Source organism: Pseudomonas gregormendelii, assembly GCF_017114825.1.
GTDB classification, from domain to species: domain Bacteria; phylum Pseudomonadota; class Gammaproteobacteria; order Pseudomonadales; family Pseudomonadaceae; genus Aquipseudomonas; species Aquipseudomonas gregormendelii.
Window position 1 is genome coordinate 33,307 of the sequence record NZ_JADEVO010000010.1, and the last position, 23,735, is coordinate 57,041.

Below are 23,735 nucleotides of genomic sequence, written 5' to 3' on the forward strand. Positions count from 1 at the left end.
TGGAGCGCACCCTGGCCTTCGTCTGACAACACGGCCTCCTGTAGGAGCTGCCGCAGGCTGCGATCTTTTGATCTTATCGGTGCATCGAACACCGCCAAAAGATCGCAGCCTGCGGCAGCTCCTACGGGAATACCGGTGTTTCCAACATTGCGCGTTCCCCACCGATTATTGTGTAAAAGGATCCCCCCATGCCCGTCCTGCCCGAACTCGAAGCCTTCCTTGAACTCGCCGAATTCGGCCGTCTCACCGGCAAAAGCCGCCCCATGCACGACCTCACCCCAGAACAGGCCCGCAGCGATTTCGAAGCCTCCTCAAGCTTCCTCGACACCCCACTGACCCACATCAACTGCGAACACTTCACCCTCCCCGCAAGAGACGGCCACAACCTTCCGGCCCGCCTGTACCGCGACGCCAACCCGGTCGAAGGCTTGCAACCCGTCATCCTGTACTTCCACGGCGGCGGCTACGTCGTCGGCAGCCTCGACTCCCACGACGCCCTGTGCCGGCGCCTCGTCGCCCAAGGCGGCTTCGACCTCCTGACGGTCGATTACCGCCTGGCCCCTGAATGGCAATTCCCAACCCCGATCCAGGACGCCTGCGATGCCGCCAACTGGCTGGCCCGAGAAGGCGCCGCCCAGGGCCTGGATGCCATCCGCGCAGCCTTGGCCGGCGACAGCGTCGGTGCAACCCTGGCCACCGTCCTCTCGATTATCGCGATACAAACCCCCGCAGAATTGCAACTCAAACCCAAGGCCCAGGTACTGGTCTACCCCGTCACCGACGCCACCACCAAACGCCCCTCCCACCGGGATTTCGCCGAAGGCTACCTGCTCGAAACCCCGACACTGGACTGGTTCTACAGCCACTACAGCCGCACCCCCGCCGACCTCGCGGACTGGCGCTGCTCGCCATTACTGGCACAAGACCTGGCAGGACTCGCACCGGCACTGGTCTACCTGGCCGGGCACGATCCGTTGCACGACGAAGGGCTGGCATACGCCGAACGACTGCGCGAGGCGGGGAATGAAATGACGCTGCTGGAACAACCGGGGATGACCCATGACTTCATGCGCATGGGTGGGTTGTTGAGCGAAGTGGAAGGGATTCACGCGCAAGTGGCGGGGTGGGTGCGGGCAAGATTGTGATCTGCAGCGACAACACTCGCGATCCCTCAAACGGGGATTACGATTTTCCGGGCAAGTTTGTGTGGTGCGATGGTGGCGGCAAAATTTCGCATGTCTTGAGGACACAACCCAATAGAGTTTTGTTCTTTAAACAGCGATTGATGCTGTGTGTTTAATCGTGCCCATGATTACTTCCTGCAGGCTACAACGCCTTGCGCCATTGCCTACAGGTACGTCAGAATCCGCCGACTTGTGCGCCTTGGGTGCGGGCGCTATCGTTGCGTGGTCGCTGGAAAACAGCGATCGGGTTTGGTAGCCCTCGTACATATGACGCATAACGTCACCTGATCAAGGTGCTTCTGGCATTTGAAATATGGTGGCCGTGCGCAGGGCGCTTTCGAGCGCGCCGGTTTTGCCATATGTACCGGTCTACCAACCTCCGTATGGCCGCCACCTTCGTTTGGTAGCGAGGGTGAGGGCTCCTTTAGTCACATATGGAGTTTCATCTATGTTCAAGGTAACGCCCAACCCGCCGGACACTGATCCGACAACAGCCCCTGATAATTCCGATTCACCTGGCCCCCACCAAACTGCCGCACCCCGGCCCTCGATCGCCGACATCAAAGCCACCCCGCGCAAACTCTGCACGCTGTTCACCGTCAACCCCGAGCTCGACACCGAAACCTTGCTGGCCTATGCCTGCGAGTCGCTGGCGTCGGCCAATGTCATGGTCACCGATCTGGTGGATCAAATGGAGGGCAGTTCGCGCAATGCCTTGTTGGGGATTGCGCAGGTGATCATGATGGGGGAGTTGGTAGTGAATCGGGCGCTGGATCAGCTTGGATGTTCTGAGTAGCTGCTGACGGATCAAACATATTAAAGTCAAAAGATCGTCCGAACGCGGCCCGAGCCTTCTGCAGCTCCTACAGGATGGTGGGTACACCCGTAGGGGCTGCCGAAGGCTGCGATCTTTTGATGTTGCTTTTAACAATAAAAAAATGCCCGCTTCGAAAGAAGCGGGCATTTTCATTTCAGCCTATCGCTCAGAAATCATACTTCGCGGTCAGCTGCAGGTTGCGCGGCTCGCCGTAGAACGTGGTGCCGAAGTTGCCAAGGCCCGACAGGTATTTCTTGTCGAAGACGTTGTTGGCATTGACGGTGAAGCTCAGGTGATCGTCGTAGTTGTAGCGGGTCATCAGGTCGACGAGGGTGTAGCCGCCTTGCTTGAGTGAGGTCTCGCCGCCTTCGCCGCCGCCCACGTCCGGGCTGTAGCTCAGGCCGTAGAACGCGCTCTGCCAGCTGATGCCACCGCCGACGGTGACCTGGTTAAGCGCGCCGGGCAGGCGGTAGGTGGTGAACGTGCGGATCACGTGTTCCGGCTTGCTGGTGGCCAGCGGGAAACCGTAGATGCGCTGATGGTCCTTGTCGCGGGTGCGGGCGTAGGTGTAGCCGGCCGAAACGTTCCAGTCCGGTGCCAGTTCGCCGGCCAGTTCCAGTTCCACGCCATTGGTGGTGGCGCCGTCTGTGGCTTCGAAGATGCCATCGCCGGTGTTCAGATCGGTACCGACCGATTGCGCGACGTTATCCTGCTCGATGCGGAAGAAGGCCAGGCTGGCGTTCAGTTGACCGTCGAGGTAGGCGGCTTTCAGACCGGTTTCGTAGCTGTCGCCTTCAACCGGTGCCAGGGTCGAGCCGTTGATGTCCTTGTTGATCTGCGGCTGGTAGATCTTGGTGTAGCTGCCGTAGACCGAGTAGGTCTCGTTCAGGTCGTAGACCACACCGGCGTAGGGCGTGACTACCCCGTGTTCCTTGTAGCTGGCATGGGTGTCGGTCAGGCTGCCACCCGGGTAGTAGGAGTAGTCTTCGTTGTACTTGAACGTGCTCAGGCGGCTGCCAAGGATGAACGACAGGTCGTCGGTCGGACGCAGGCGGGTGGCCAGGTACAGGCCGTTCTGGCTTTGGGTGCGTTCGTACTTGCCGTTTTTCGGAAACTCCTGCTTGGGCAGGGTGCCGTTCCAGTCGTAGATGCTGCCCGGGACCAGTTCAAAGGCGCTGGTGTCGTAGGTTGCCCCGGTCTGGCGCGAGTGGGCTGCCATGAAGCCGGCGACCAATTCATGCTCGCGGCCACCCAGGGTAAAAGGACCGGAAACGCTCACGTCAGCGGTGTTTTGTACGCGATGGCCTTCCCAGCGTCCCCAGTACAGAAAGTTACCTTCGCCCGTGGCACGGTCGGCGTAGCCACCGCTGGCAGAGGCCAGCTGGGTGTCGTGATCGGTGGTTTTCTGGTCGAAGCTGGCTTTGAATTTCCAGTCATTGGCCAGCGCCTGTTCCAGCGAGGCAAAGTAGGTGACGCTGTCGAAATCACGACGGCTCCAGTCTGCGCCCGGGTTGAAACTGCGGGAGAAATCGGTGCGGCCGCCATCGGTGAAGTAGGGCGCATTACCTGTCCAGGAACTGCCGCGCGGCGTCGCGCTGGACTTGTCGACGCCCAGGGTCAGCAAGGTATCGTCGGTCAGGTCGGCTTCGAGGACGCCGTAGAACAGGTCTTTCTTCTGGCTGTAGTGGTCGATGTACGAATCTTTGTCCTGAAGAGCGCCGACGAAGCGCCCACGCACAGTGCCGGAGTCGTTCAACGAGCCGGAAATGTCGCCTTCGGTGCGGTAGTTATCCCAGGAGCCTGCGGTGGCGCTGACCGATGCCTTGAAATCCTTGGTCGGCTTCTTGCGCACCAGGTTGACGGTGGCGGACGGGTCGCCCGCGCCGGTCATCAGGCCGGTAGCACCCTTGATGACTTCGACGCGATCGAGGCTGGCCGAGTCGTCGCTGTTGTTGGGGTTTTCGCCGTAGACACCGTCGTACGGCTGGTTGACGCCATCGTACTGAAAGTTGGTGATCGCAAAGCCACGGGCGGAGAACTCGGTACGGTCACTGTCGTACTTTTGCGTGGTCACCCCGGGGGTGTTGCGCAGCACGTCGCCGACGCTCTGCGCGCCGCGATCATCCATCTGCTGGCGAGTCACCACGGTCACCGATTGTGGGGTCTCGCGCAGGGTCAATGGCAGCTTGGTCGCCGTGGTCGTTGCACCGGTGGTGTAGGAGCCCGTGTCTTCGGTGGTCAGGCCCAGCGCCTGGCCGGAGATGGTGGTGGCGCCCAATTGCAGGCTCGAGCTGCCACCGGACACCAGCGTCACGGTGTTGCCGTTGATCTGGAAAGAGATGCCGCTGCCCTTGAGCAGTTCCGCCAGGGCCTGGGACGGCTCCAGCGAACCGGAGACTGCGCGGGACTTGATCCCGGCGACCTGGTCAGGGCTGTAGAGGATCTGCAGGTTGGTCTGCATGCCCAACTCGGTCAGCGCGCTGGACAGCGGCTGCACCGGGATACTCACTTTTACAGGTGCCGCATTGACCATCGAGCTCCCCAGCAAGGTGGCGGTCAGCAGTACGCTGGTAAACAGGCTGCGATGCAGCGTCGGGCGCTGTACGGCCAGTGCGAGAGGTGTGCGGCGGGTGAGAGGTCGCATTACTTACCTGAGCTCCTGAAAAGTGTTGTGCAGTTTTTTTTGAATAAGAATGATTATTAAGACGGGGCGCGCAGGTAAAACCGGAAAGAAACGTGCAAATAAAATTCGCCGGACCCGATAAAGCACTGCCTGTGGACGCGGGCTTGGTCGCCAAAGCAGTGGGTCAGATAACACTCATGCAGAATGTGCTGGCCCTTTCGCGAGCAAGCCCGCTCCCACAGGTGTGTGCAGCCGGTTTTCAGGCACTGACGGGTTCGGTAACCACCCGGCCGCTTTCCATGCGCACCAACTGGTCGGCGACGTCGAAGTAACGGTCGTCGTGGGAGATCACGATGATGGTCTTGCCCAGGCGTTTCAGGTCCGGTAGCAGTTCGGTGTAGAAGATGCGGCGGAAGGTCGGGTCCTGATCGGCAGCCCATTCATCGAACACCAGCACCGGGCGCTCTTCGAGCCAGGCATTGACCAGTGCCAGGCGTTTGCGCTGGCCGGTGGACAGGTCGGTGGTGGTGAAGTTGCCATCCTTGACGCTGACCTTGTGGGCGATCTCCAGGCGCTGCAGGTATTGGTTGGCGTCTTCGGGGATGTGCTGGTCGCCCTGGATCACGTCGTCGAACAGGTAGTAGTCGGCAAAAATGGTGGTGAACAGCTGGCGATAGTCGTCGCGATTGTGCGAGTCAATCGCCTCGCCGTTGACGCGGATTTCGCCCTGTTGCGGGGTGTACAGGCCCAGCAGCAACTTGATCAGCGTGGTCTTGCCACAACCGTTTTCGCCGACGATAAAGGTGATGTCGCCTTGCTTGATCGTCAGGCTCACCGGGCCCAGCTGGAACGGCGCGGCATCTTCGGCGGCTGGGAAAGTGAACCGCACATCAGCCAGTTTCAGCTCATGCACCGCCTGTTTGACCTGGCCCTGATCGCTGAGGAGCAAGTGCGGCTCAGGGGTGGAAAATTGCTCGGACAGCTCGGCGATCCGGCGGAACGCGATTTGCGCGCGACTGACGATCGGCAGGGTGCTGATCAGGTGCTCCAGAGGGCCTTTCATGTACAGCAGCACCAGCACAAAGCCGCTCATCACGGTCTTGTCGGCGCTGGGCCAGTAGGTTTGCAGCGCCAGGGCCAGGCCGATGACCACGAAGAACAGCATGGAGCCGAAGGTCTTGGCGATGACGAAGGTGTTGATCGAGCGCACCTGGGTGTTGCAGATGAATTCGGCGGTGGCCTTGATGCCCGAGACGTACATGCGCTGGCGGCGGGGGCGATGGATGCGCAGCTCCTTGGCGCCTTCGGCGATCGCGTTGTAGTGCTTTTGCAGCTCGTCCTCGGCATCGCGGGCGGCCATGAACCCTTGCACACCCTTGCTTTGGGCATAGGCCTGGATCGCCGTGCCGATCAGGATCGCGGCAACCATGATCAGGAACATCGGCCACGACAGGATGGCGAGGTAGCCCATGCAGCCCAGGGTGACCGTGAGCGAAATCGCCAGTGGTGCGAAGGCGAAGGCGAAGTCGCTGATGGTGTCGACGTCATGGGTCAGCACCGGGATCAGGCGATGGCTGCGGTAGCGCTCGATCTGCTCGATGGGGGCCGAGAGGACCTTCTCGCCCAGCTGTTTGCGCAGCTTGGCGATGATGTGCTGGCCGACGTAGTTGGTGCCGATGTCCGAGCAGATCGAACTGGCCAGCGCCAGCAGGCACAGGCCGGCGAACAGCGCGACCACACCCTGGGTCAAACCGGTTTCGGAGTGCAGCGCGTTGTTGATGGTCGCCAGCAACACCGTGACGCTCAGGCCGCCAACCATGCCCAGGAAGATGGAGGCGGCGACGATCAGCCGAAAGGGTTTCAACAGGGCGAACAATTCGCCGATGGCGCCACGGGGAGGCTGGGTCATGGAAGACGGTTCCTTGGGTATAAAGGCAGATACCCAGTAGAACGTCTGGTGCGGGGGTTAATTTAGCAGGGTGGCGACTGGCGGCAGAGAATCAATGCCTGTCGAGATAGCGATCTCCAGAACGCCCAAACCTCCCGTAGGAGCTGCCGAAGGCTGCGATCTTTTGATCTTGCTCTTAAAAATCAAAATCAAAATCAAAAGATCGCAGCCTTCGGCAGCTCCTACCGATCGCGCACTACGCGAAACCCGATCCAGTCCCCGCGCTCTTGCGGGTATTGGCTGTTGCGATTGCCCGAGCGTGAAAACACCGGTGCTTCGCCCCAGTCGTTGCCGCGAATCCGTACGGCCTCGCAATTGGCTTCGAGCCAGGCGCTGCCATCGGCAGGCGCGCCGACGTAGTTGGGGTGTTCGCAGTCCTGCACCCACTCATAGACATTGCCGTGCATGTCGTACATGCCGAAGGCATTGGCCGGGTAGCTGCCCACCGGCGAGCTGTAGCTGTAGCCGTCGGCCGGGCCATAGGTGTTGGCGTGTTTGGCGATGCTGTACGCCTTGCCCTCGTCGAACGGAAAAGGGAAGGGGCCCTGGCTGCCACCGCGGGCGGCGTATTCGCGTTGGGCCTCGCTGACCATGTGGTAGGTCTGGCCGGTCTTTTTCGACAGCCAGGCGACGTAGTTCTTCACGTCATCGAAGTTCATGCACACCGCCGGCTGACGCGCGCCCTGGGGATAGCGTGGCTTGCTGGCAATGCATTCGCGTCCGGGGCGGGTGTCGCCATTGGCGATGGTCACGCCACTTTCGCGCACGTAGCTGTCCCACTCGCCGGCGGTGACCTGGAAGCGGCTCATGGCGAATGGCTTGGCGAAGGTCACCTCGTGCATCGGGCCCTCGTCGGGTTCGCGGCCGACTTCGTCTTCCGGCGTGCCCATGGTGAAAGTGCCGGCGGGCAGCACGACCATTTCCGGGCAGTCGCGGCAGTCCTTGAATACGTTGCCCGGTTGCGGCGCGGCGGCCGCCTGGGCGGTGGTTGGGGCCAGTGCGGCGATGAGTGCGGTGAGGGCGAGCGCCTTGAGCGGCAGGACTATCAGATTGCTTTTCATGGGTGTCTCGTCGAAAGAAAAACTGAGGGCGTGGACATTCCCTTTTGGGCGCGAGCAAGCGCGCTCCCACAAGGGGTACGTGTCATACCGGGGGGCAGGCATCAGACGGTGTTGCCCAGCAAGGCCATGAAGCGGTCGATCTCGTGTTCGCTGTTGAGCAGGCCTGGCGCAATGCGAATGACCGGGCCGACATCGCGGTCCACCGAGTCGCACACCACCCGGTTCTTCATCAGCTGTGCGGCGACCGTTTCGCAGTCGCGCCCCTTGACCCGGAAGAAGCTGAAGCCGGCCGACAGGTCCGGGCTCAAGGGGGTGACCAGTTCCATCTGCGGGTGCTCCAGCAGGCGATTCTTGGCATAGGTGTTCAGCCCATGGATGCGTGCCTGCACCTGGGCCTTGCCCAGTTCCAGGTGCAGCTTGAACGCCTCATCCAGCGCCCAGCGATGTTCAAAGCTGTGGTAGCCGCCGGGGGTCATGATGGTCGAGAAAGCGGTAGCTTCGGAAAAGGTCGGAATGGTCGGCGTCACGTCCTTGAGCTCGGCCGAGCGGGCGCAGATGATCCCGGTGCCGCGCGGGCCGAACATCCATTTATGGGTGCCGGCAATAAAGAAGTCGCAGTGCATGTCGGGAAAATCCAGATCGTCGACGCCAAAACCGTGCACGCCGTCGACCACATACAGGATGCGATCCTGGTCCGTACGGTTGCGGTTATGTTCTTCCACCAGCTTGCCGATTTCAGCAATGGGCAGTTTCACGCCGGACCCCGATTGCACCCAGGTCATGCCCAGTACCCGGGTGTTGGGGCGTATGCCCTTGGCAATCGAGCCCAGCACTTCATCCACCGACACCTCGCGGCTGTTCTCGAACAACTTGAGCTTGCGCACTTTCACGCCGTCTTTCTGCTGGCGGTAGTCCAGCGCGTAGTGGGTTGCGTAGTGCTCGTGCTCGGTGGTGAGGATTTCCTGATCCGCACGCACATGGATGCCGCCGTAGATCAGCGACAAGCCTTCGGTGGTACTGCCGGTGAGGGCGATCTGTTCGGGCCTGGCGTTGAGGTAGCGTGCGGCCCATTCGCGCACTTGCTGTTCGCGCTTCTCGGTTTCCCCCAGGTCCCAGTCCATGGCCCGGCCGGGGTTGCGATCAAGGTGGGCGCGATGCCTCTCGATGGCCTCGCGCACAGGCCTTGGGTGCGAAGTCACCAGGAAGTTGGCGAAGTGCAGGTAGTCGGGGTCCTGGTTGAATAGCCGGCGCAACTGCGACCATTTGTCTTTCGGCAATGGCGCCGGATTAGCCGCCAGGGCCGGCAGGCCTGCAGCGGCACCCAGGGGCAGGCCCGCCGCGAGGATGCCGGCCTGCTTGAGGAATGATCGACGGTTGGTCATGGGTCAGGTTCGCTTTTGCAAAGTGGGCATCAGTTGTTCGCCAGCGGTTTCGACGACTGCTGTACCTGGGCCCACACCCGCAGGAAATTGCCGCCCCAGAGTTTGGCGATGTCGGCTTCGCTGTAACCGCGACTGATCAGCTCCGCCGTCACGTTGCGGGCTTCGCTGACATCTTTCCAGCCGTCCAGACCGCCGCCGTCGTTGAAGTCGGAGCTGATGCCGACATGGTCGATGCCGATTTTTTTCACGGCGTAGTCGATGGCGTCGCCGTAGTCCTTGAGGGTGGCTTTGGGCTCTTCGTCGACTATTGCGTACAGCTGGCTGGCGTACTCGCCGAAGCGTTGCTGCGGCCAGACGGTGATGATCGGGTCGCCGGGCATCAAGGCCATCTCCAGCCCCTGCAGCGGTTGCAGGTCGAAGCGTGCGCGCAAGGCGTTGAGCTTGTCCTGGGTCGCCTGGCTGAGCGGGCGGATGTAGGTCGGGAAGCCAACGATCTGGACCACGCCGCCGCTCTGCTTGATCAGCTGCATCTCCGCGTCGCTGAGGTTGCGCGGAATGTCCACCAGCGCCCGTGGCGCCGAGTGCGAGGCCACCATCGGTGTGCGGCTTAGTTGCGCGACCTGCTCCAGGGCTTTGGTCGACATTTGCGACACGTCGATGATCACCCCGAGGTCGTTGAGCCGGTGCACGGCCTGCTTGCCGGTCTCCGACAGGCCGCCTAGGGCGTCGCGCGAGTCGTTGAAAAACGGTAGCGGCCGCGAGGAGTCAGCCCAGGCGTTGTTGCCCACGTAGCTGAAGCCAAACATGCGCATGCCGCGCGCGGCCCACTTGTCCAGGGCGTTGAGGTCGTTGCCCAGCGGGTAGGCGTTGAGCATGCTCATGAAGATGGCGAACTTGCCTTCGCCATGCAGGCGCCGGAAGTCGTCCGGGGTGTAGGCGATGCCGACCTGGTTGGGAAAGTCGCGCACCAGGGTGCTGATGATCTTGTAGCGGGTTTCCTGCTCGAATCGCGCCTCGTCGACAAACCCCGCAGTGGGGCGGTGCGGAGCGTTTTCGCCATTCCAGATTTCCGGCCAGCCGAAAATGGTCAGGGCCGCGCCGGACAGGCGTCCGCGTGCGGTCTTGACCAGGTCGAACTGGCCGCTGCCATCCTTGTCGGCCTCATTGCCGGCGGTGCCGAAGTCGAGCGGTAGGGTGACGTGGCTGTCGAAGGAGAGGATTCGCTCTTGCAGTTCATCGGCTTGCTTCATCACCTTGACCGGGTAGCCGGGGTTGTCCTTGAACCAGTAGCCCCAGGCCGCAAAGCCGGCTCCGGCGCTGATGGCCAGCACCAGCGGCAGGCCGATGTAGAGCGCCTTTTTCGAACGTGGTTTTGTCATTGCCATCTCAGTCAGGTTCGCCGGCCGCAGGGGCCTTGGTTATCTGGGAAGAACGGTTATCTGGGAAGAACGATTGACCGGTGGGAAAATTTAGATGAGCGTGCGGGCCCATATGGAGATCCCTGTGGGAGCAAGGCTTGCCCGAGATGCGCTTAAATTCTTGAAGGCAACAAACGTTCTAACTTGGATAAAGCCTGCTTCATGGCTGACACAGGTAGGGCAATGACGATTTCTCGACGATGGTTCATGGCAGGCCTGGCGCTGACCGGTGCCGCCGTGCCTGCGGCTTATTATGGGCATCGTGAATGGACCCGGCCGGACCCGACGATCACCCCCGGCGAAGCGACGTTCGACGTGACGGATGTTGCTGGCCAGCACCTGGCGAATACCCTGCGCGGCGTCTGGCAGATCCGCTTCGAGGGGCATGATGCCGGTATCGAAGGCTTGCCCCGGGATGGCCTGGAACTGTTTCTCGACATCGGCCACAAGGGCCGCGGCCTCACCGGTTGCCTCGACACCGCCGAGCGCTTGCGCGCCACTGCAGCCCCGCGCTACCGGGTGCTGGGTGACCTGGCGGATGCCAAACCCGCCGAGCTCAGCTGGCGCTTGATCAGCGCCGATGCACTGCACGACACCCCGGATTACGAATTCAGCATGTCCCTGGACGAAGTCTGGGCGGGTTTCGGCAACGCCGGCAGCGCGACGCTCAGCGGCCGGGTATTGAACCTGGATCGGCCCTTGATGATGACTGCCCAGGACAATCGTTTTATCGCGCTCAAGCGGGTGTTTCCCGAAGCGCGTGAGCGCACGGGCCTCAACCCGACACTGCTGGCCTGGCTGATTTCGCCGGAGCATCGGCTGTTCCACCAGCTGTGGCACGCCTCCCGGGACAAGTGGCATACCTTGCCCGAAGACAAGCGCAACGCCCTGCGCGGTATCGGCTGGCAGCCCGGGCCGCGGAACAAAGAGCGCGATGCCCGGGGCACGCGCAAGGATCGCAATGGCTCCGGTGTGGATTTTTTCTTCATGCACCGGCACATGCTCGGTACGGCGCGCTCCATGCAGGATTTGCCGTCGTGGCCGCATTTTCCCCTGCCGCAGCCGGAACTGGCGCGGGATCGAATCGGCTTCGCCCGCTACTTCGATAATCACGATGGCACGTCTTTGCCGCCCACCTGGCTGGCCGACGACGATGCCGAGTACTCGCAGTGGGTGGCCGACATCAAGACGGCCGAGACCTACCACAGCAATTTCCAGGTGTGGGAGTCGCGTTATCGTGATCCACGTTATCTGTCGAAGCTGACGCTGGGGCAGTTCGGTTCCGAGGTCGAGTTGGGCCTGCACGACTGGCTGCACATGCGCTGGGCCTCGGTGCCGCGCGATCCGTCCAATGGCCAGCCGGTGCCGTTTGCCCGTGACCCCTCGGACTTTTCCGCGCGCTGGTTTGCCGCAGAGAACGATTTTCTCGGCGACCCCTTTTCCTCCCATGTGAGCCCGGTATTCTGGCATTTTCACGGCTGGATCGATGATCGACTGGAAGACTGGTTCCGCGCCCACGAGCGTTTTCATCCGGGGCAGGTCAGTCGCCTGGAGGTCAATGGCGTGGCGTGGTTTGCGCCGGGGCGCTGGGTTGAGGTGGATGACCCGTGGCTGGGGCCGGGGACTCATGGTTGCAGCACCACACCGGGTTTGCAGGCGGGCACGTCAATGGAGATGGACCCGGAAACCATGAAGCTGGCGCTGCGCATTACTTTTGGTGAGGATGAGCAGAAACTGGCCGGGCTGTTGCGCAAGGTACCGCAGCGGCCCTGGTATGCGCGGCATTTGAAGGCCAGGCAAAGCCAGGCTTGAAGGCCGCGTTATCGTTCATCGCGGGCAAGTCGAATCGTCGCACCGCCGCTCCCACAGGTATTGGTGGTGGACGCAGCATTTGTGTTCGGCGCAGATCACTGTGGGAGCCGGGCTTGCCCGCGAAGGGGTCCTCATGGACACGCCCATCACAGCGCCCGCCACCCTCCACCCAACGCTTTATACAGCGCTACACTGGCCTGCAACCGCGCCAGCCGCAGCTGTACATTCAGGTCTTGCGCCGCATACAAGGTGCGCTGGGTCTCCAGCACCGTCAGCAAGTCCTCGGCCCCGGCCTGATAGCGATTCTGCGCGATGTTGAACGCCGTCTGGGCCTGGTTCAGCTCCTCCCCTTGCCACTGCCGCTGCTGATCCAGCCCGCGAATGCTGTTCAGGGCTTTTTCCACGTCGGCGAAACCATTGATGATCGCCCCGCGATAGTTCTCCAGGAGCTCTTCCTGGCGAGCCGTGGCCTTGTCACGTTCGGCGCCCAGGCGCCCATTGTTGAACACCGGTGCGAGCAATCCTGCGGTGAGGTTGTAGAACGGGCTGCGCAGGATATCCGCCGCGCGATCGGCGCCTGAACCCAGGTCGGCACTCAGGGTTACCGTGGGCAGCATGGCCGCCCGGGCGACGGTCACGTCGGCCTGTGCGGCCGCCAGCTGCGCTTCTGCCCTGGCGATGTCCGGGCGACGGCTGAGCAGCTCGCTGGGCACGCCGGCGGCGATGGTGGGCCATACCAGTTGATCGAAGCGCTCCTGGCCCAACGACAGCTGTTGCACTGGCTGGCCAAGGAGGGCAGCGAGGTTGACCTGCGCCTCCTGGGCCTGCTGCTGCACCAGCGGCAATTGCCGTTGCTGCGCCGCCACCAGGCTCTTCTGCTGCGCCAGTTCCAGGGCCGTGGCCGAGCCCGAGTCGTAACGGGTCTGCACCAGGTTAAGCACGCTCCGGGCGTTGGCCAGGTTCAACTCGGCGATGCGCTGCTGTTCGCGCAGAGACAAGGTTTGTGCATAACCATTGGCGACGCTGCTCTGCAGGGTCAACTCGACCGTGGCCTGATCGAATTCGCTGGCCTGCAGCGCGAATAGCGCACTGTCGCGAGACGCACGCTGGCCCCCCCAGAAATCGATTTCGTAGCTGGCACTGAGGTTGGCGTCGAAGTAGTCCACCGCCTTGTTACTGCTGTCGGCGTCCAGCTGGCTGTAACCATTACCACGCAGCAGCTTCTGGCGATTGGCATTCAGGCCGGCCTTGAGCTCAGGTAACTGCGAGCCGCCGGCCACCACCGTCTCGGCCTGGGCCTGACGGACCCGGGCCATCGCCGCAGCCAGGTCGAAACTGCCCAAGCGGGCCTGTTCCACCAGCAGGCCAAGCTGCGGGCTGCCGAACTGCGACCACCACTGGGTATTGCTGCGGGCGGCGCCAGTGTTGTGCGGCGATTGCCAGGCGGCAGGGGTCTGCAGGCCACTGTCCGGACGCTGGACGGGAGTGCCGCAGGCGCTGAGCAACAGGCAGAGGGTCAACAGGCTGAGTGGCGGCTTCATAAATCGATCATTCACTGGTAAGGGCCGTGACCGGGTCGAGTCGGGCAGCTTTGCGGGCCGGCATGAAGCCGAAGACAACACCGGTGACCAGGGCGCAGCCAAAGGCGCCGAGCACCGCTATCAAGGAGAACGCGACCGCCACTTCACTGAGAATCAGCACGCCGCCGACGATCAGCGCCAGGGCGATGCCGGCGAGCCCACCGACCACCGAGAGCATCACGGCCTCAGTCAGGAACTGGCGCAGAATGTCGCGCTGACGGGCACCGGTGGCCATGCGGATACCGATCTCGCGGGTGCGCTCGCGGACAGTCATGAGCATGATGTTCATCACGCCAATCCCGCCCACCAGCAAGGAGATCGCGGCAATCGAACCGAGCATCAGCGACAGGGTATTTTGCGTGCGCGCTTCGGCCTGGATCATCGCCGCGTTGTTGGTCAGTTCGAAATCTTTCTTGCCGTTATGCAGGCGCAACATCAACTGCTCGATGGCCTGTTCGGTTTCCTTGACCTTGCGCGCATCAGCCGCGGCGATGGCGATGTACTCCGGGTTCTGGGTGCCGAACAGGCGCACACTCGCCGCTGAATACGGAATGGCAATGCGGTCGTCGCTGTCGGAATCGCCGGAGCTGGCGCCTTTTTCCGCGAGCACGCCGACCACCTGGAACGGCACGTTTTCGATGAGGATGTACTGGCCGATCGGGTTGGCGACATTCTTCAGCAGCTTGTGCCGCACCTTGTGGCCAATCACCGCGACCGCCGCAGCGTTCTGTTCGTCCGCCTCGGTAAAGTAGCTGCCTTCGACCACGGGCCAGTTGAAGATCGCCGGGAAGTTGGTGTCGTTGCCACCGACGTAGCTGAGGTGGTCCAGGTTGCCAAAACGCACCCCGGCTTCCTGGCCGTTGACCGGCATGATGCGGGTCACCTGCGGCAGGCTGCCGACCGCCTTGACCTCGTCCAGGGTGACGATGCCCAAGGGGGTTCGCGGGTTCGGCGATGAACCGCTGAGGTAAATGATATTGGAACCGAATGCACCCATCTGCGCCATGACCTGGCGTTTGCTGCCTTCCCCAACAGCCAGCATCACCACCACCGACGCAACGCCGATGATGATCCCCAGCAGGGTCAGCGCGGTGCGAAAGCGGTTGATCCACATCACTCGCCAGGCGGCTTGCACCGCGTCCACCAGTTCACCTTTCCAGGCGCCAGTGGCTTCGGCGCCCTCGGCCAGGCGCTTGCGCAGGTCCACCGCCTGCAGCGCGCCAGGATTGGCCGAGGTCTGCACCTGGGGGTTGTCCAGGGCGCTGTCGCTGATGATCAGCCCGTCGCGAATCTCAATGATGCGCTTGGCCCGCGCCGCCACTTCGCGATCGTGGGTGATCAGGATGACCACGTGGCCCTGGCTTGCCAGTTCGTCGAGCAAGGTCATGACCTCGGCGCCGCTGTGGCTGTCGAGGGCGCCAGTGGGTTCGTCGGCGAGGATGATATGGCCGCCGTTCATCAAGGCGCGGGCAATCGACACCCGTTGTTGCTGGCCGCCGGAAAGCTGGTGCGGACGATTGCCGGTGCGTGAGGCCAGGCCCAGGCGGTCGAGCAGGGCGGCGGCGCGTGCGTGCCTTTCAGCCGCTGGCGTGCCGGCATAAATGGCCGGCATCTCGACGTTTTCCTGGGCAGAGCCAGACGGAATCAGGTGGTACCCCTGGAAGACAAACCCGAAGGCTTCACGGCGCAGCCAGGCCAGCTCGTCGCTGTCGAGGCCGGCGACATTTTCTCCGGCGAAGCGGTACTCACCCGAGGTCGGGCGGTCGAGGCAGCCGAGGATATTCATCAGGGTCGACTTGCCGGAGCCGGAGGCGCCAACGATCGCCACGAACTCCCCGGCGTGGATCGACAGGTCGATACCGCGCAACACGTGGACTTCAGGGGCGTCGCCACCGCCATAGGATTTGCGAATGTCCTGCAGGTCGATCAGGGGCGTCAGCATTCAGCCGCCACTCCCGCTGGCCGTGCCGATGAGCAGGTGATCACCTTCCTCCAGGCCGTCGAGGATCTGCACCCGCAGGCGGTCGCTGATGCCAGTGCGCACAATGCGTTGCTGCAGGCTGCCATTTTCAGCGACAACCTGGGCGGTCTGCTGGTCGGCTTGGGTACCGGCTTGCAGGGCGGCGATGGGGGCGGTGAGGACATTCCTGGCCTGGTCGGAGACGAAAAATACCTGGGTGGTCATCTCCGCCATCAGGGCGTTGTCGGCGTTGTCGACGTCGAGCAACACGGTGTACAAGACCACTCGCGCGCTGCCGCTCTTGCTCGAACTGGCCGGGCTGCCGCCGCCCTGGCTGGTTTGGTCCAGAGGTTTGGGCGGCACCGGAAGTATCTGCCGTACGGTGCTGCTCCAGCGGCGGTTGCCGCCGCTCAAGGTGGTGAACCAGGCCTGCATGCCGGGTTTGACGTGGCCGATATCGGCCTCCGAAACTTCGGCCCAGACCGTCATCGGCGACAACTTGGCGATGCGCAGAATCAGCGGAGTTTGCTGTTGGGCGTTGAGGGTCTGGCCCTCCCGGGCGTCCAGGGCGACGACGGTGCCGGCCATCGGCGCATAGATGCGCGTGTAGCCAAGTTCCGCCTGATCGCTGCGCAGGCTGGCCTGTGCCTGGCGAATCTGTGCCTGGAACATGTCGATGCGCGCCTGGGTGGCGCGCAGTTCGGCCTGGGCCGTTTGCACGTCTTCTTCGCGGGTCGCCCCGCCAGCCTTGAGCTGCTGCTGGCGCTGGAATTTTTGCCGCGCCAGCGCGTGCTGGGCCCGCTGTTCTTCAAGCTGCGCCTTGAGATTTTCAATCGAGAAGCGCCCGGCATCGAGTCTGGCCTGTTGGGTGGACGGATCAATTTCCACCAGCAACTGACCTTCCTTGACCACATCACCGACCTCCGCGTGGATCTTCTGTATCTGCCCGGAAGCCTGGGCACCGACGTCGACATAGCGCCGGGGTTGCAGGGTGCCCAGCGCGGTGACACTGCTTTCGATGTCACCCCGGGTGACCTGTACTGTGGCGAACTTGTCCCGACCGGGCGGGATCATCTGCCAGGCGGCGACGGCGATAACGGGAATCAGACACAGGGCTGCAAGCAGGGCGCGTCGGGTGTGTCGGGGACGTTTCATGCAGGGTTCCGGCCAATGGAAATCGACCCGTCGTGCGCTCTGCCGGGGAATATCCGGCAATAGTCGAACGCTGCCGGCAGGCCGGCAGAGACGGGGAGCTGTCCTTAATACGAGAAATGCCGCGGCGAATTTAGGCGCGGACTCATGTGGGCACACATATAGACCGTGACAATTTGTCGGGCAAGACCAAGCAATACTTTAAATCTATATGAGAATTACTATAAATTACGCGCCTCGCTCTGCCACTATCTTGCCACTGCCTATTTCGGCGTTCGGCGGGGTGGCTCAAGGATTGAATCCGCACCCATGCGGCTGGGAGTCATGTTGGAGAACTACTATCGGGAGCTGGTGTGTTTCCTGAACGCCAAGCTAGGTAACCGTCAGGTGGCTGAAGACGTGGTGCATGACGCCTATCTGCGGGTACTTGAACGCTCCAGCACCACACCGATCGAGCAACCGCGGGCCTTTCTCTATCGCACTGCGCTCAACCTGGTGATCGACGATCACCGACGCAATGCCCTGCGCCAGGTCGAGTCGCTGGAAGTGCTCGATAACGAGGAGCGCTACTTCACCCCGTCGCCACATAACAGCCTCGACCACGGCCAGCGCCTGGAAATGCTCCAGCGCGCCTTGTCGGAACTGCCCCGGCTGTCCCGGGAGAGCTTTATGCTGCGCAAGATCGATGGCCTGTCCCATCCCGAAATTGCCGAGCACCTGGGCATTTCCCGAGCCCTGGTGGAAAAACACATCGTCAACGCGATGAAACATTGCCGGGTGCGGATGCGGCAATGGGATGGCCATTGACCCTGACGCTCTCGTCAAGGGTAAGTATTAAATTTTGTTTCACTGTCCTCGTTTCCTATCAACAGACGACCTGGCACTCGCCGCCTTGGTCACTCAGCTTTTTCTCCCCGCTGTTGAGGGGCTCATCCAGAGGACACTGGAAATGACACAGGCAATTGCATCGCCCATCGTTCACGACCTGATCGGCGTCGGTTTCGGCCCTTCGAACCTGGCACTGGCCATCGCCCTGCAAGAGCGCGGGCCGACCCAGGGTGAACTGGATGTACTGTTCCTCGACAAACAGGCCGACTACCGCTGGCACGGCAATACCCTGGTCACCCAGAGCGAGCTGCAGATCTCCTTCCTCAAGGACCTGGTGACCCTGCGCAACCCCACCAGCCCTTACTCGTTTGTCAATTACCTCAAGCACCACGGGCGCCTGGTGGACTTCATCAACCTCGGCACTTTTTACCCGTGCCGCATGGAGTACAACGACTACCTGCGCTGGGTCGCCGCGCAGTTCGACGCGCAGAGCCGCTACGGTGAAGAAGTGCTGACCATCGAGCCGGTGCTGCACAACCAGCAGGTCGAGGCGCTGCGAGTGATCTCCCGTGACGCACAGGGCCAGCAGCACGTGCGCACCACCCGTTCGGTGGTGGTCAGCGCCGGCGGGACCCCGCGCATCCCCGAGGCGTTCAAGTCTCTCAAGGGCGATAGCCGGGTGTTCCATCATTCGCAATACCTGGCGCAGATGGCCCGTCAGCCCTGCGTGAACAACCAGCCAATGAGCATCGCGATCATTGGCGGCGGCCAGAGCGCGGCAGAAGCTTTTATCGATCTGAACGACAGCTTCCCGTCGGTGCAGGTGGACATGATCCTGCGCGGCTCGGCGTTGAAACCGGCGGATGACAGCCCCTTCGTCAACGAAGTGTTCTCGCCGGAATTCACCGACCTGGTGTTCCAGCAGGCCAGCACTGAACGTGAGCGGCTGGTGAACGAGTACCACAACACCAACTATTCGGTGGTGGACATTGACCTGATCGAGCGCATCTACGGCATTTTCTATCGCCAGAAAGTCTCAGGCATCGCCCGCCACGCTTTCCGCACCCTGACCACCATCGAAAAAGCCACCGCCACCGAGCGCGGCATCGAGCTGGCGGTGCGCAACAACGCCACCGGTGAAGTCACGGTTCGCCTCTACGACGCCGTGGTGCTGGCCACCGGTTACGAACGCCAGATGCACCGCAAACTGCTGGCGCCGCTGGAACAATACCTGGGCGAGTTCGAGGTGGATCGCCACTACAAACTCATCACCGACGAGCGCTGCACAGCGGGCATTTACATGCAGGGATTTTGTCAGGCCAGCCACGGACTGAGCGACACCTTGCTGTCAATCCTGCCGATTCGCGCAGACGAAATTGCCGGGTCGTTGTATGAGCATGGCAAGAGTCGTGGGCATAGCCGCTCGGTGGTGGATTTGTTGTTGGCGACGGCTAGCTGAGATTCCCGAGGTTAGTTCGAAACACCTCTGTGGGAGCAAAGCTGGTTCGCGATTTCTGTCAGGCATTCAACATTTGAGCTGACGGGTACACCGCCATCGCGAGCCAGCTTTGCTCCTACATCAATGATCGACCACCATCGCTACAGGCCGGGCTCCTGCAAGGTTAGCGTGCGCCTGCAACCTGTACCCCATCAAAAAAAACGCCATCAGGCAGCCATCGCCGCGCCCTCTCGCTACAATGCCCGTCATGTCTTGCAGAGGTGCCTATGGTCAAAGCGATGGTGGTAGACGATCACCCGTTCATTCGGGCATCAGTCTCAATGCTCCTGCAGCAGGAAAATATCGAAGTGATCGCCCAGGCCGGCAACGGCGCGGACGCCGTGCAACGTGCCCGCGAACTCGCCCCGGACCTGATCATCCTCGACATCGCCATGCCCAGGCTTGATGGCCTGCAAGTCATCAGCCGGATCATGACCGACCAACCGCATTGCAAAATCGTAGTACTGACCTCGCAATCGCCGATCTTCTACGCCATGCGTTGCATGAAGGCCGGTGCCGCCGGCTATATCTCCAAAAATGACGACCTCGACGAACTGGTCAGGGCCATCAAGGCCGTCCTGACCGGCTACACCTTCTTTCCAAACCTGGCGAGCAGCTCAGTGCGGCGCAGTGATGCCCAGGCCACTGACCTGGAACTGATCCAGAGCCTGTCCGATCGAGAACTGACGATTTTGCAGCAATTGTCCAACGGCATGAGCAATAAGGAGATCGGCGAAGCCATGCTGCTGAGCAGCAAGACCATCAGCACCTACAAGACCCGCCTGATCGAAAAACTCAACGTGAAGTCCGTGGTGTACCTCGCCGATTTCGCCAAGCGCAATCAGTTGGTGTGAATGAGTCGGGCATGGGGTAAATGGCTGGCCGTGGTGCTGTTGTCGGGCACCGTTCATTGCGTATGGGCCGCAGCAGCGCCGGTGGAAAACCTGCGGTTGCTGGGGCGTTCCCAGATCGAAGGCTACCAGGTGGCGCTCGATGAGCCCGACCGGCAATGGCTGCGTGACAAGGGCATATTGGTGTTGGGCGCTTCGGCACCGGACTACCCGCCCTTTGGCATCACTGGCACCGGGCGTGACTATGAAGGGCTGACGGCCGACTACGCGGCATTGCTCGCCGAGCTACTGCAGGTGCGCATCGAAGTGCGGCGTTATCCGTCCCGGGCGGATGTGGTGCACGCGGTCCAGCAGGGCGAAGTCGACCTGCTCGGTACGTCCAACGACTTCGAGGCGGCGAACCCGCAGCTGGTGATGTCCAGCCCCTACGCCGAAGACCAGCCGACCCTCGTCACCCGCATCGGCGATAGCCAGAACGCCACGCCGGACCTGGCTGGAAAACAGGTGGCGATGCTTTACCACTACCTGCCGCCGGAAGCCGTCAAGGCGCACTTTCCCAACGCCCGTTTGCAACTCTATCCCTCGACCTTGAGCGCGATCGGTGCGGTAGCCTTCGGCACGGCTGATGTCTACCTGGGCGATTCCATCAGCGCCAACTACCTGATCAACAAAAACTACCTGAACAACGTGCAATTGGCGGCCTTTCTCGACACCAACGTCAACGACTTCGCCTTTGCCATGACCGGGGACAACCCGCGCCTGCTGCGCATCGTCAATGCGGCGCTGGCGGTGATTCCGGCGAGCGAGCGGGTGAGCATCCAGCGACGCTGGAGCGCGGGCGGGGCGAACATGAGCGGGTTGCAAGTGTTGCAATTCAGCGCCGCGGAACGGCGCTGGATGGCGCAGCATCCCCACGTCAAGGTGGCCATAGACGAGAGTTTCCTGCCGGTGTCGTTTTACGGTCAGGACGGCAAGTTTCGCGGCCTGGGTGCCGATGTGCTGGCCAAGGTCGCGCTGCGCACCGGGTTGAAGTTCGACATTCAGCGCGTGCACACCGTCCCCAAGCTGATCCGGCAGGTCGAATCCGGCCGGGCGGACCTGCTGATCAGCCTGACCCCCAGCGCCGAGCGCGAGAAGTCCTTGCGGTTTACCCGTCCCTACCTCAGCACGCCTTACGTGCTGGTCAGCCGTACCTCCGGCGGCAGTCCCGCGACCCTGGACGAGATGGGTGGCAAACGCCTGGCGGTGATTCGCGGCACGCCGATGCGCGACCAGTTGATCGAGCAGTACCCGGGCATTGAATTGATCGATGCCGACAACGCCGAGCACGCCATGACCCTGGTGGCCAACGGTCAGGCCGATGCTGCAGTCAGCGCGCTGATCACTGCGCACTACATGATTTCCCGGCAGTATCGCGACCGGCTGCGGATCACCAGCACGGTCGGCACCGACTCCGCGCGCCTGGGCTTTGCGACCGCCCGCGATGCCGGCGAACTGTATTCGATCCTCGACAAAACCCTGCTGAGTATTCCCCCGGAGGAGCTGGACGAAGTGTCCAACCGCTGGCGCAGCGAAGTGGTGGTGGACGACAGCTATTGGGTACGGCATCGCGCGGCGATCATTCAAGGCTTCGCCCTGGCGGCCGTGTTGCTGTTGCTGGCACTGGGCTGGATCGCCTACCTGCGCCAACTGATTGCCAAACGCAAGCAGGCGGAAGTGGCCCTCAGCGATCAGCTGGAATTCATGCGCGTGCTGATCGACGGCACGCCGCACCCGATCTACGTGCGCGACCGCCAGGCACGGCTGCTGATCTGCAATTCGGGTTACCTCGACGTATTTGGCATCGAGCGCGACGAGGTGGTCGGCAAGACCGTGATCGAGGGCATGTTCAAGAACGTGCAGGAAGCGGCGGCCTGCCATGAAGATTACCTGCAGGTGATGAAGGACGGCCGGCCCCAGGTCCAGGATCGCCAGCTGACCCTGGGCGCAAACGTACTGACCATCTACCACTGGATGCTGCCGTACCGTGCCAGTAACGGTGAAGTGAGTGGTCTGATCGGGGGCTGGATCGATATCAGCGAGCGCCAGCGCCTGGTGCAGGCGCTGCGCGAAGCCAAGGACGACGCCGACACTGCGAACCGGGCGAAGACCACCTTCCTGGCCACGATGAGCCATGAGATCCGCACGCCAATGAACGCTGTGATCGGCATGCTGGAACTGGCGATGAAGAAGGCCGAGCAGGGGCTGACCGACCGTTTTGCCATCGAAGTGGCCTCAGGTGCAGCGCGCAGCCTGCTTGATCTGATCGGCGATATCCTGGATGTCTCGCGCATTGAATCCGGGCATTTGAGCCTGGCCCCGGAGCGCGCCAACCTGGGTCAGCTGGTGATCGCCGTCACGCGTATTTTCGAGGGGCTGGCGCGACAGAAACAGCTGCGCCTGAGCCTTGAGCTGGATGTCGCCGCCCATCGCGAGGTGCTGGTCGACCCTCTGCGCTTCAAGCAGATCATCTCCAATTTGTTGAGCAACGCCATCAAGTTCACGGAGGCTGGCGAGGTCCATCTGCAAGTGAGGGTTTACCCCGGTCCAGACGAGCGCCTGACGCTGCGTCTGCAGGTTGCCGACACTGGCATCGGCATTAGCGATGAGGATCAGCAACGGTTGTTCAGCCCATTCACCCAGGCCAGCAATAATCGCCAGTCGGCGCGCAGCGGCTCGGGCCTCGGGCTGGTCATCAGCCGCACGTTGTGCGAAATGATGGGCGGCCAGCTGACGTTGAACAGCCATGTGGGGAAGGGCACCCGGGTTGACGTTGTCCTCGATCTGCCTACGCTGCAACCTCGGCATGAGCCAGCGACTGTGCCGGTCGCACCGGCACCGGCGCATCGTGCGTTGAGTATCCTGATCGTCGACGATTACCCGGCGAACCGCTTGCTGCTGTCCCAGCAACTGAGTTACCTCGGCCATCGGGTGCGGGATGCCGAAGACGGCGCGCAGGGTTTGCGCGCATGGCGTAGCCAGCCTTTTGATGTGGTCATCAGCGACTGCAACATGCCGGTCATGACAGGCTATGAACTGGCCCGGGTGATCCGCCAGGAAGAGCGCGACAAGGGCCTGGTGCCCAGCCTCATCCTGGGATTTACCGCCAATGCACAAGCCGAGGAAAAGCAGCGCTGCCTGGATGCGGGAATGGATGACTGCCTGTTCAAGCCGATCAGCCTCGAGGACCTCGGCGCCCGGCTGTCTAGCCTCGCCCCGAGTGCCGAGCAGGCAGCCACCCCGCTCACGGACGAGATTGACTTGGCCGGGCTGCACCAGTTGACGCGGGGCGACGAGGCCTCCATCAAGCGCCTGCTGGATGACCTGGCGTCCAGCAACGATGACGATATGGCGCGGTTGATGCGGTTGTTCACGCAAAACGACGTGCCGGGGCTGGCGAACCTGGCTCACCGCATCAAGGGCGGTGCGCGAATCATCAAGGCTCAGGGGCTGATCGGCGCATGCGAGCGTCTGGAAACGGCTTGCGAGGTGGTGAACCCGGCGCAATTAACCGAGGCCATTGACGAGTTGCATCAGGCGATGGAGCGGCTGGCGCAGCGGTTGGCGTGACCGCACTCAGGC

Annotated in this window: 15 protein-coding genes; 7 read left to right on the top strand and 8 right to left on the bottom strand. The window is 62.2% G+C overall.

The features are described from left to right. Positions 1-188 precede the first annotated feature (188 nt). Complete coding sequence (locus tag IMW75_RS09355) at positions 189-1,145, top strand: alpha/beta hydrolase (RefSeq protein ID WP_205892445.1); 957 nt, start codon at positions 189-191, stop codon at positions 1,143-1,145. Positions 1,146-1,632: 487 nt separating this feature from the next. After that, a complete protein-coding gene (locus tag IMW75_RS09360) occupies positions 1,633-1,980 on the top strand; it encodes a DUF6124 family protein (protein WP_205892446.1) in 348 nt (115 codons plus the stop codon). Between the two features lie 187 nt (positions 1,981-2,167). Here IMW75_RS09360 and IMW75_RS09365 read toward each other — a convergent pair whose 3' ends face one another. The 5 genes from IMW75_RS09365 to pvdM form a co-directional block, all read right to left on the bottom strand. Continuing rightward, positions 2,168-4,645, bottom strand: coding sequence for a TonB-dependent siderophore receptor (locus IMW75_RS09365; RefSeq protein WP_205892447.1), 2,478 nt, complete (start codon positions 4,643-4,645; stop codon positions 2,168-2,170). 238 nt (positions 4,646-4,883) lie between these two features. Next, entirely contained in the window at positions 4,884-6,533 is a 1,650-nt protein-coding gene (locus IMW75_RS09370; protein ID WP_045062599.1) for a cyclic peptide export ABC transporter, read from the bottom strand. Between the two features lie 221 nt (positions 6,534-6,754). Beyond that, positions 6,755-7,633, bottom strand: coding sequence for a dihydropyoverdine dehydrogenase (pvdO, locus tag IMW75_RS09375; protein WP_205892448.1), 879 nt, complete (start codon positions 7,631-7,633; stop codon positions 6,755-6,757). Between the two features lie 101 nt (positions 7,634-7,734). Beyond that, positions 7,735-9,015, bottom strand: coding sequence for a pyoverdine-tailoring periplasmic protein PvdN (gene pvdN, locus IMW75_RS09380; protein WP_205892449.1), 1,281 nt, complete (start codon positions 9,013-9,015; stop codon positions 7,735-7,737). 29 nt (positions 9,016-9,044) lie between these two features. Continuing rightward, on the bottom strand, positions 9,045-10,394 hold the full coding sequence (gene pvdM / locus IMW75_RS09385; RefSeq protein ID WP_045062604.1) for a pyoverdine-tailoring dipeptidase-like protein PvdM: 1,350 nt from the start codon (positions 10,392-10,394) through the stop codon (positions 9,045-9,047). A 222-nt stretch (positions 10,395-10,616) separates the two neighbouring features. On the opposite strand from pvdM, the gene pvdP reads away from it, so the two are divergent. Then, entirely contained in the window at positions 10,617-12,245 is a 1,629-nt protein-coding gene (gene pvdP, locus IMW75_RS09390; RefSeq protein WP_205892450.1) for a pyoverdine maturation tyrosinase PvdP, read from the top strand. 146 nt (positions 12,246-12,391) lie between these two features. Here the strand turns inward: pvdP and IMW75_RS09395 are convergent, their stop codons facing one another. The 3 genes from IMW75_RS09395 to IMW75_RS09405 are packed head-to-tail and all read right to left on the bottom strand — an operon-like array spanning position 12,392 to position 16,940. Continuing rightward, on the bottom strand, positions 12,392-13,786 hold the full coding sequence (locus IMW75_RS09395; RefSeq protein WP_205892451.1) for an efflux transporter outer membrane subunit: 1,395 nt from the start codon (positions 13,784-13,786) through the stop codon (positions 12,392-12,394). Between the two features lie 7 nt (positions 13,787-13,793). Then, positions 13,794-15,767, bottom strand: a complete 1,974-nt coding sequence (locus tag IMW75_RS09400) for a MacB family efflux pump subunit (protein WP_205892452.1) — start codon at positions 15,765-15,767, stop codon at positions 13,794-13,796. Further along, on the bottom strand, positions 15,768-16,940 hold the full coding sequence (locus IMW75_RS09405) for an efflux RND transporter periplasmic adaptor subunit (RefSeq protein ID WP_122838683.1): 1,173 nt from the start codon (positions 16,938-16,940) through the stop codon (positions 15,768-15,770). A gap of 321 nt (positions 16,941-17,261) precedes the next feature. Here IMW75_RS09405 and IMW75_RS09410 point away from each other — a divergent pair, with 321 nt between their 5' ends. From IMW75_RS09410 to IMW75_RS09425, 4 genes are all read left to right on the top strand, one after another. Then, complete coding sequence (locus IMW75_RS09410) at positions 17,262-17,744, top strand: sigma-70 family RNA polymerase sigma factor (protein ID WP_272873836.1); 483 nt, start codon at positions 17,262-17,264, stop codon at positions 17,742-17,744. A 142-nt stretch (positions 17,745-17,886) separates the two neighbouring features. Further along, positions 17,887-19,224, top strand: a complete 1,338-nt coding sequence (locus IMW75_RS09415) for a lysine N(6)-hydroxylase/L-ornithine N(5)-oxygenase family protein (protein ID WP_205892453.1) — start codon at positions 17,887-17,889, stop codon at positions 19,222-19,224. A gap of 266 nt (positions 19,225-19,490) precedes the next feature. Beyond that, positions 19,491-20,117, top strand: coding sequence for a response regulator transcription factor (locus IMW75_RS09420; protein ID WP_045062614.1), 627 nt, complete (start codon positions 19,491-19,493; stop codon positions 20,115-20,117). Continuing rightward, a complete protein-coding gene (locus tag IMW75_RS09425) occupies positions 20,118-23,723 on the top strand; it encodes a transporter substrate-binding domain-containing protein (protein WP_205892454.1) in 3,606 nt (1,201 codons plus the stop codon). The last annotated feature ends 12 nt before the right edge of the window (positions 23,724-23,735 follow it).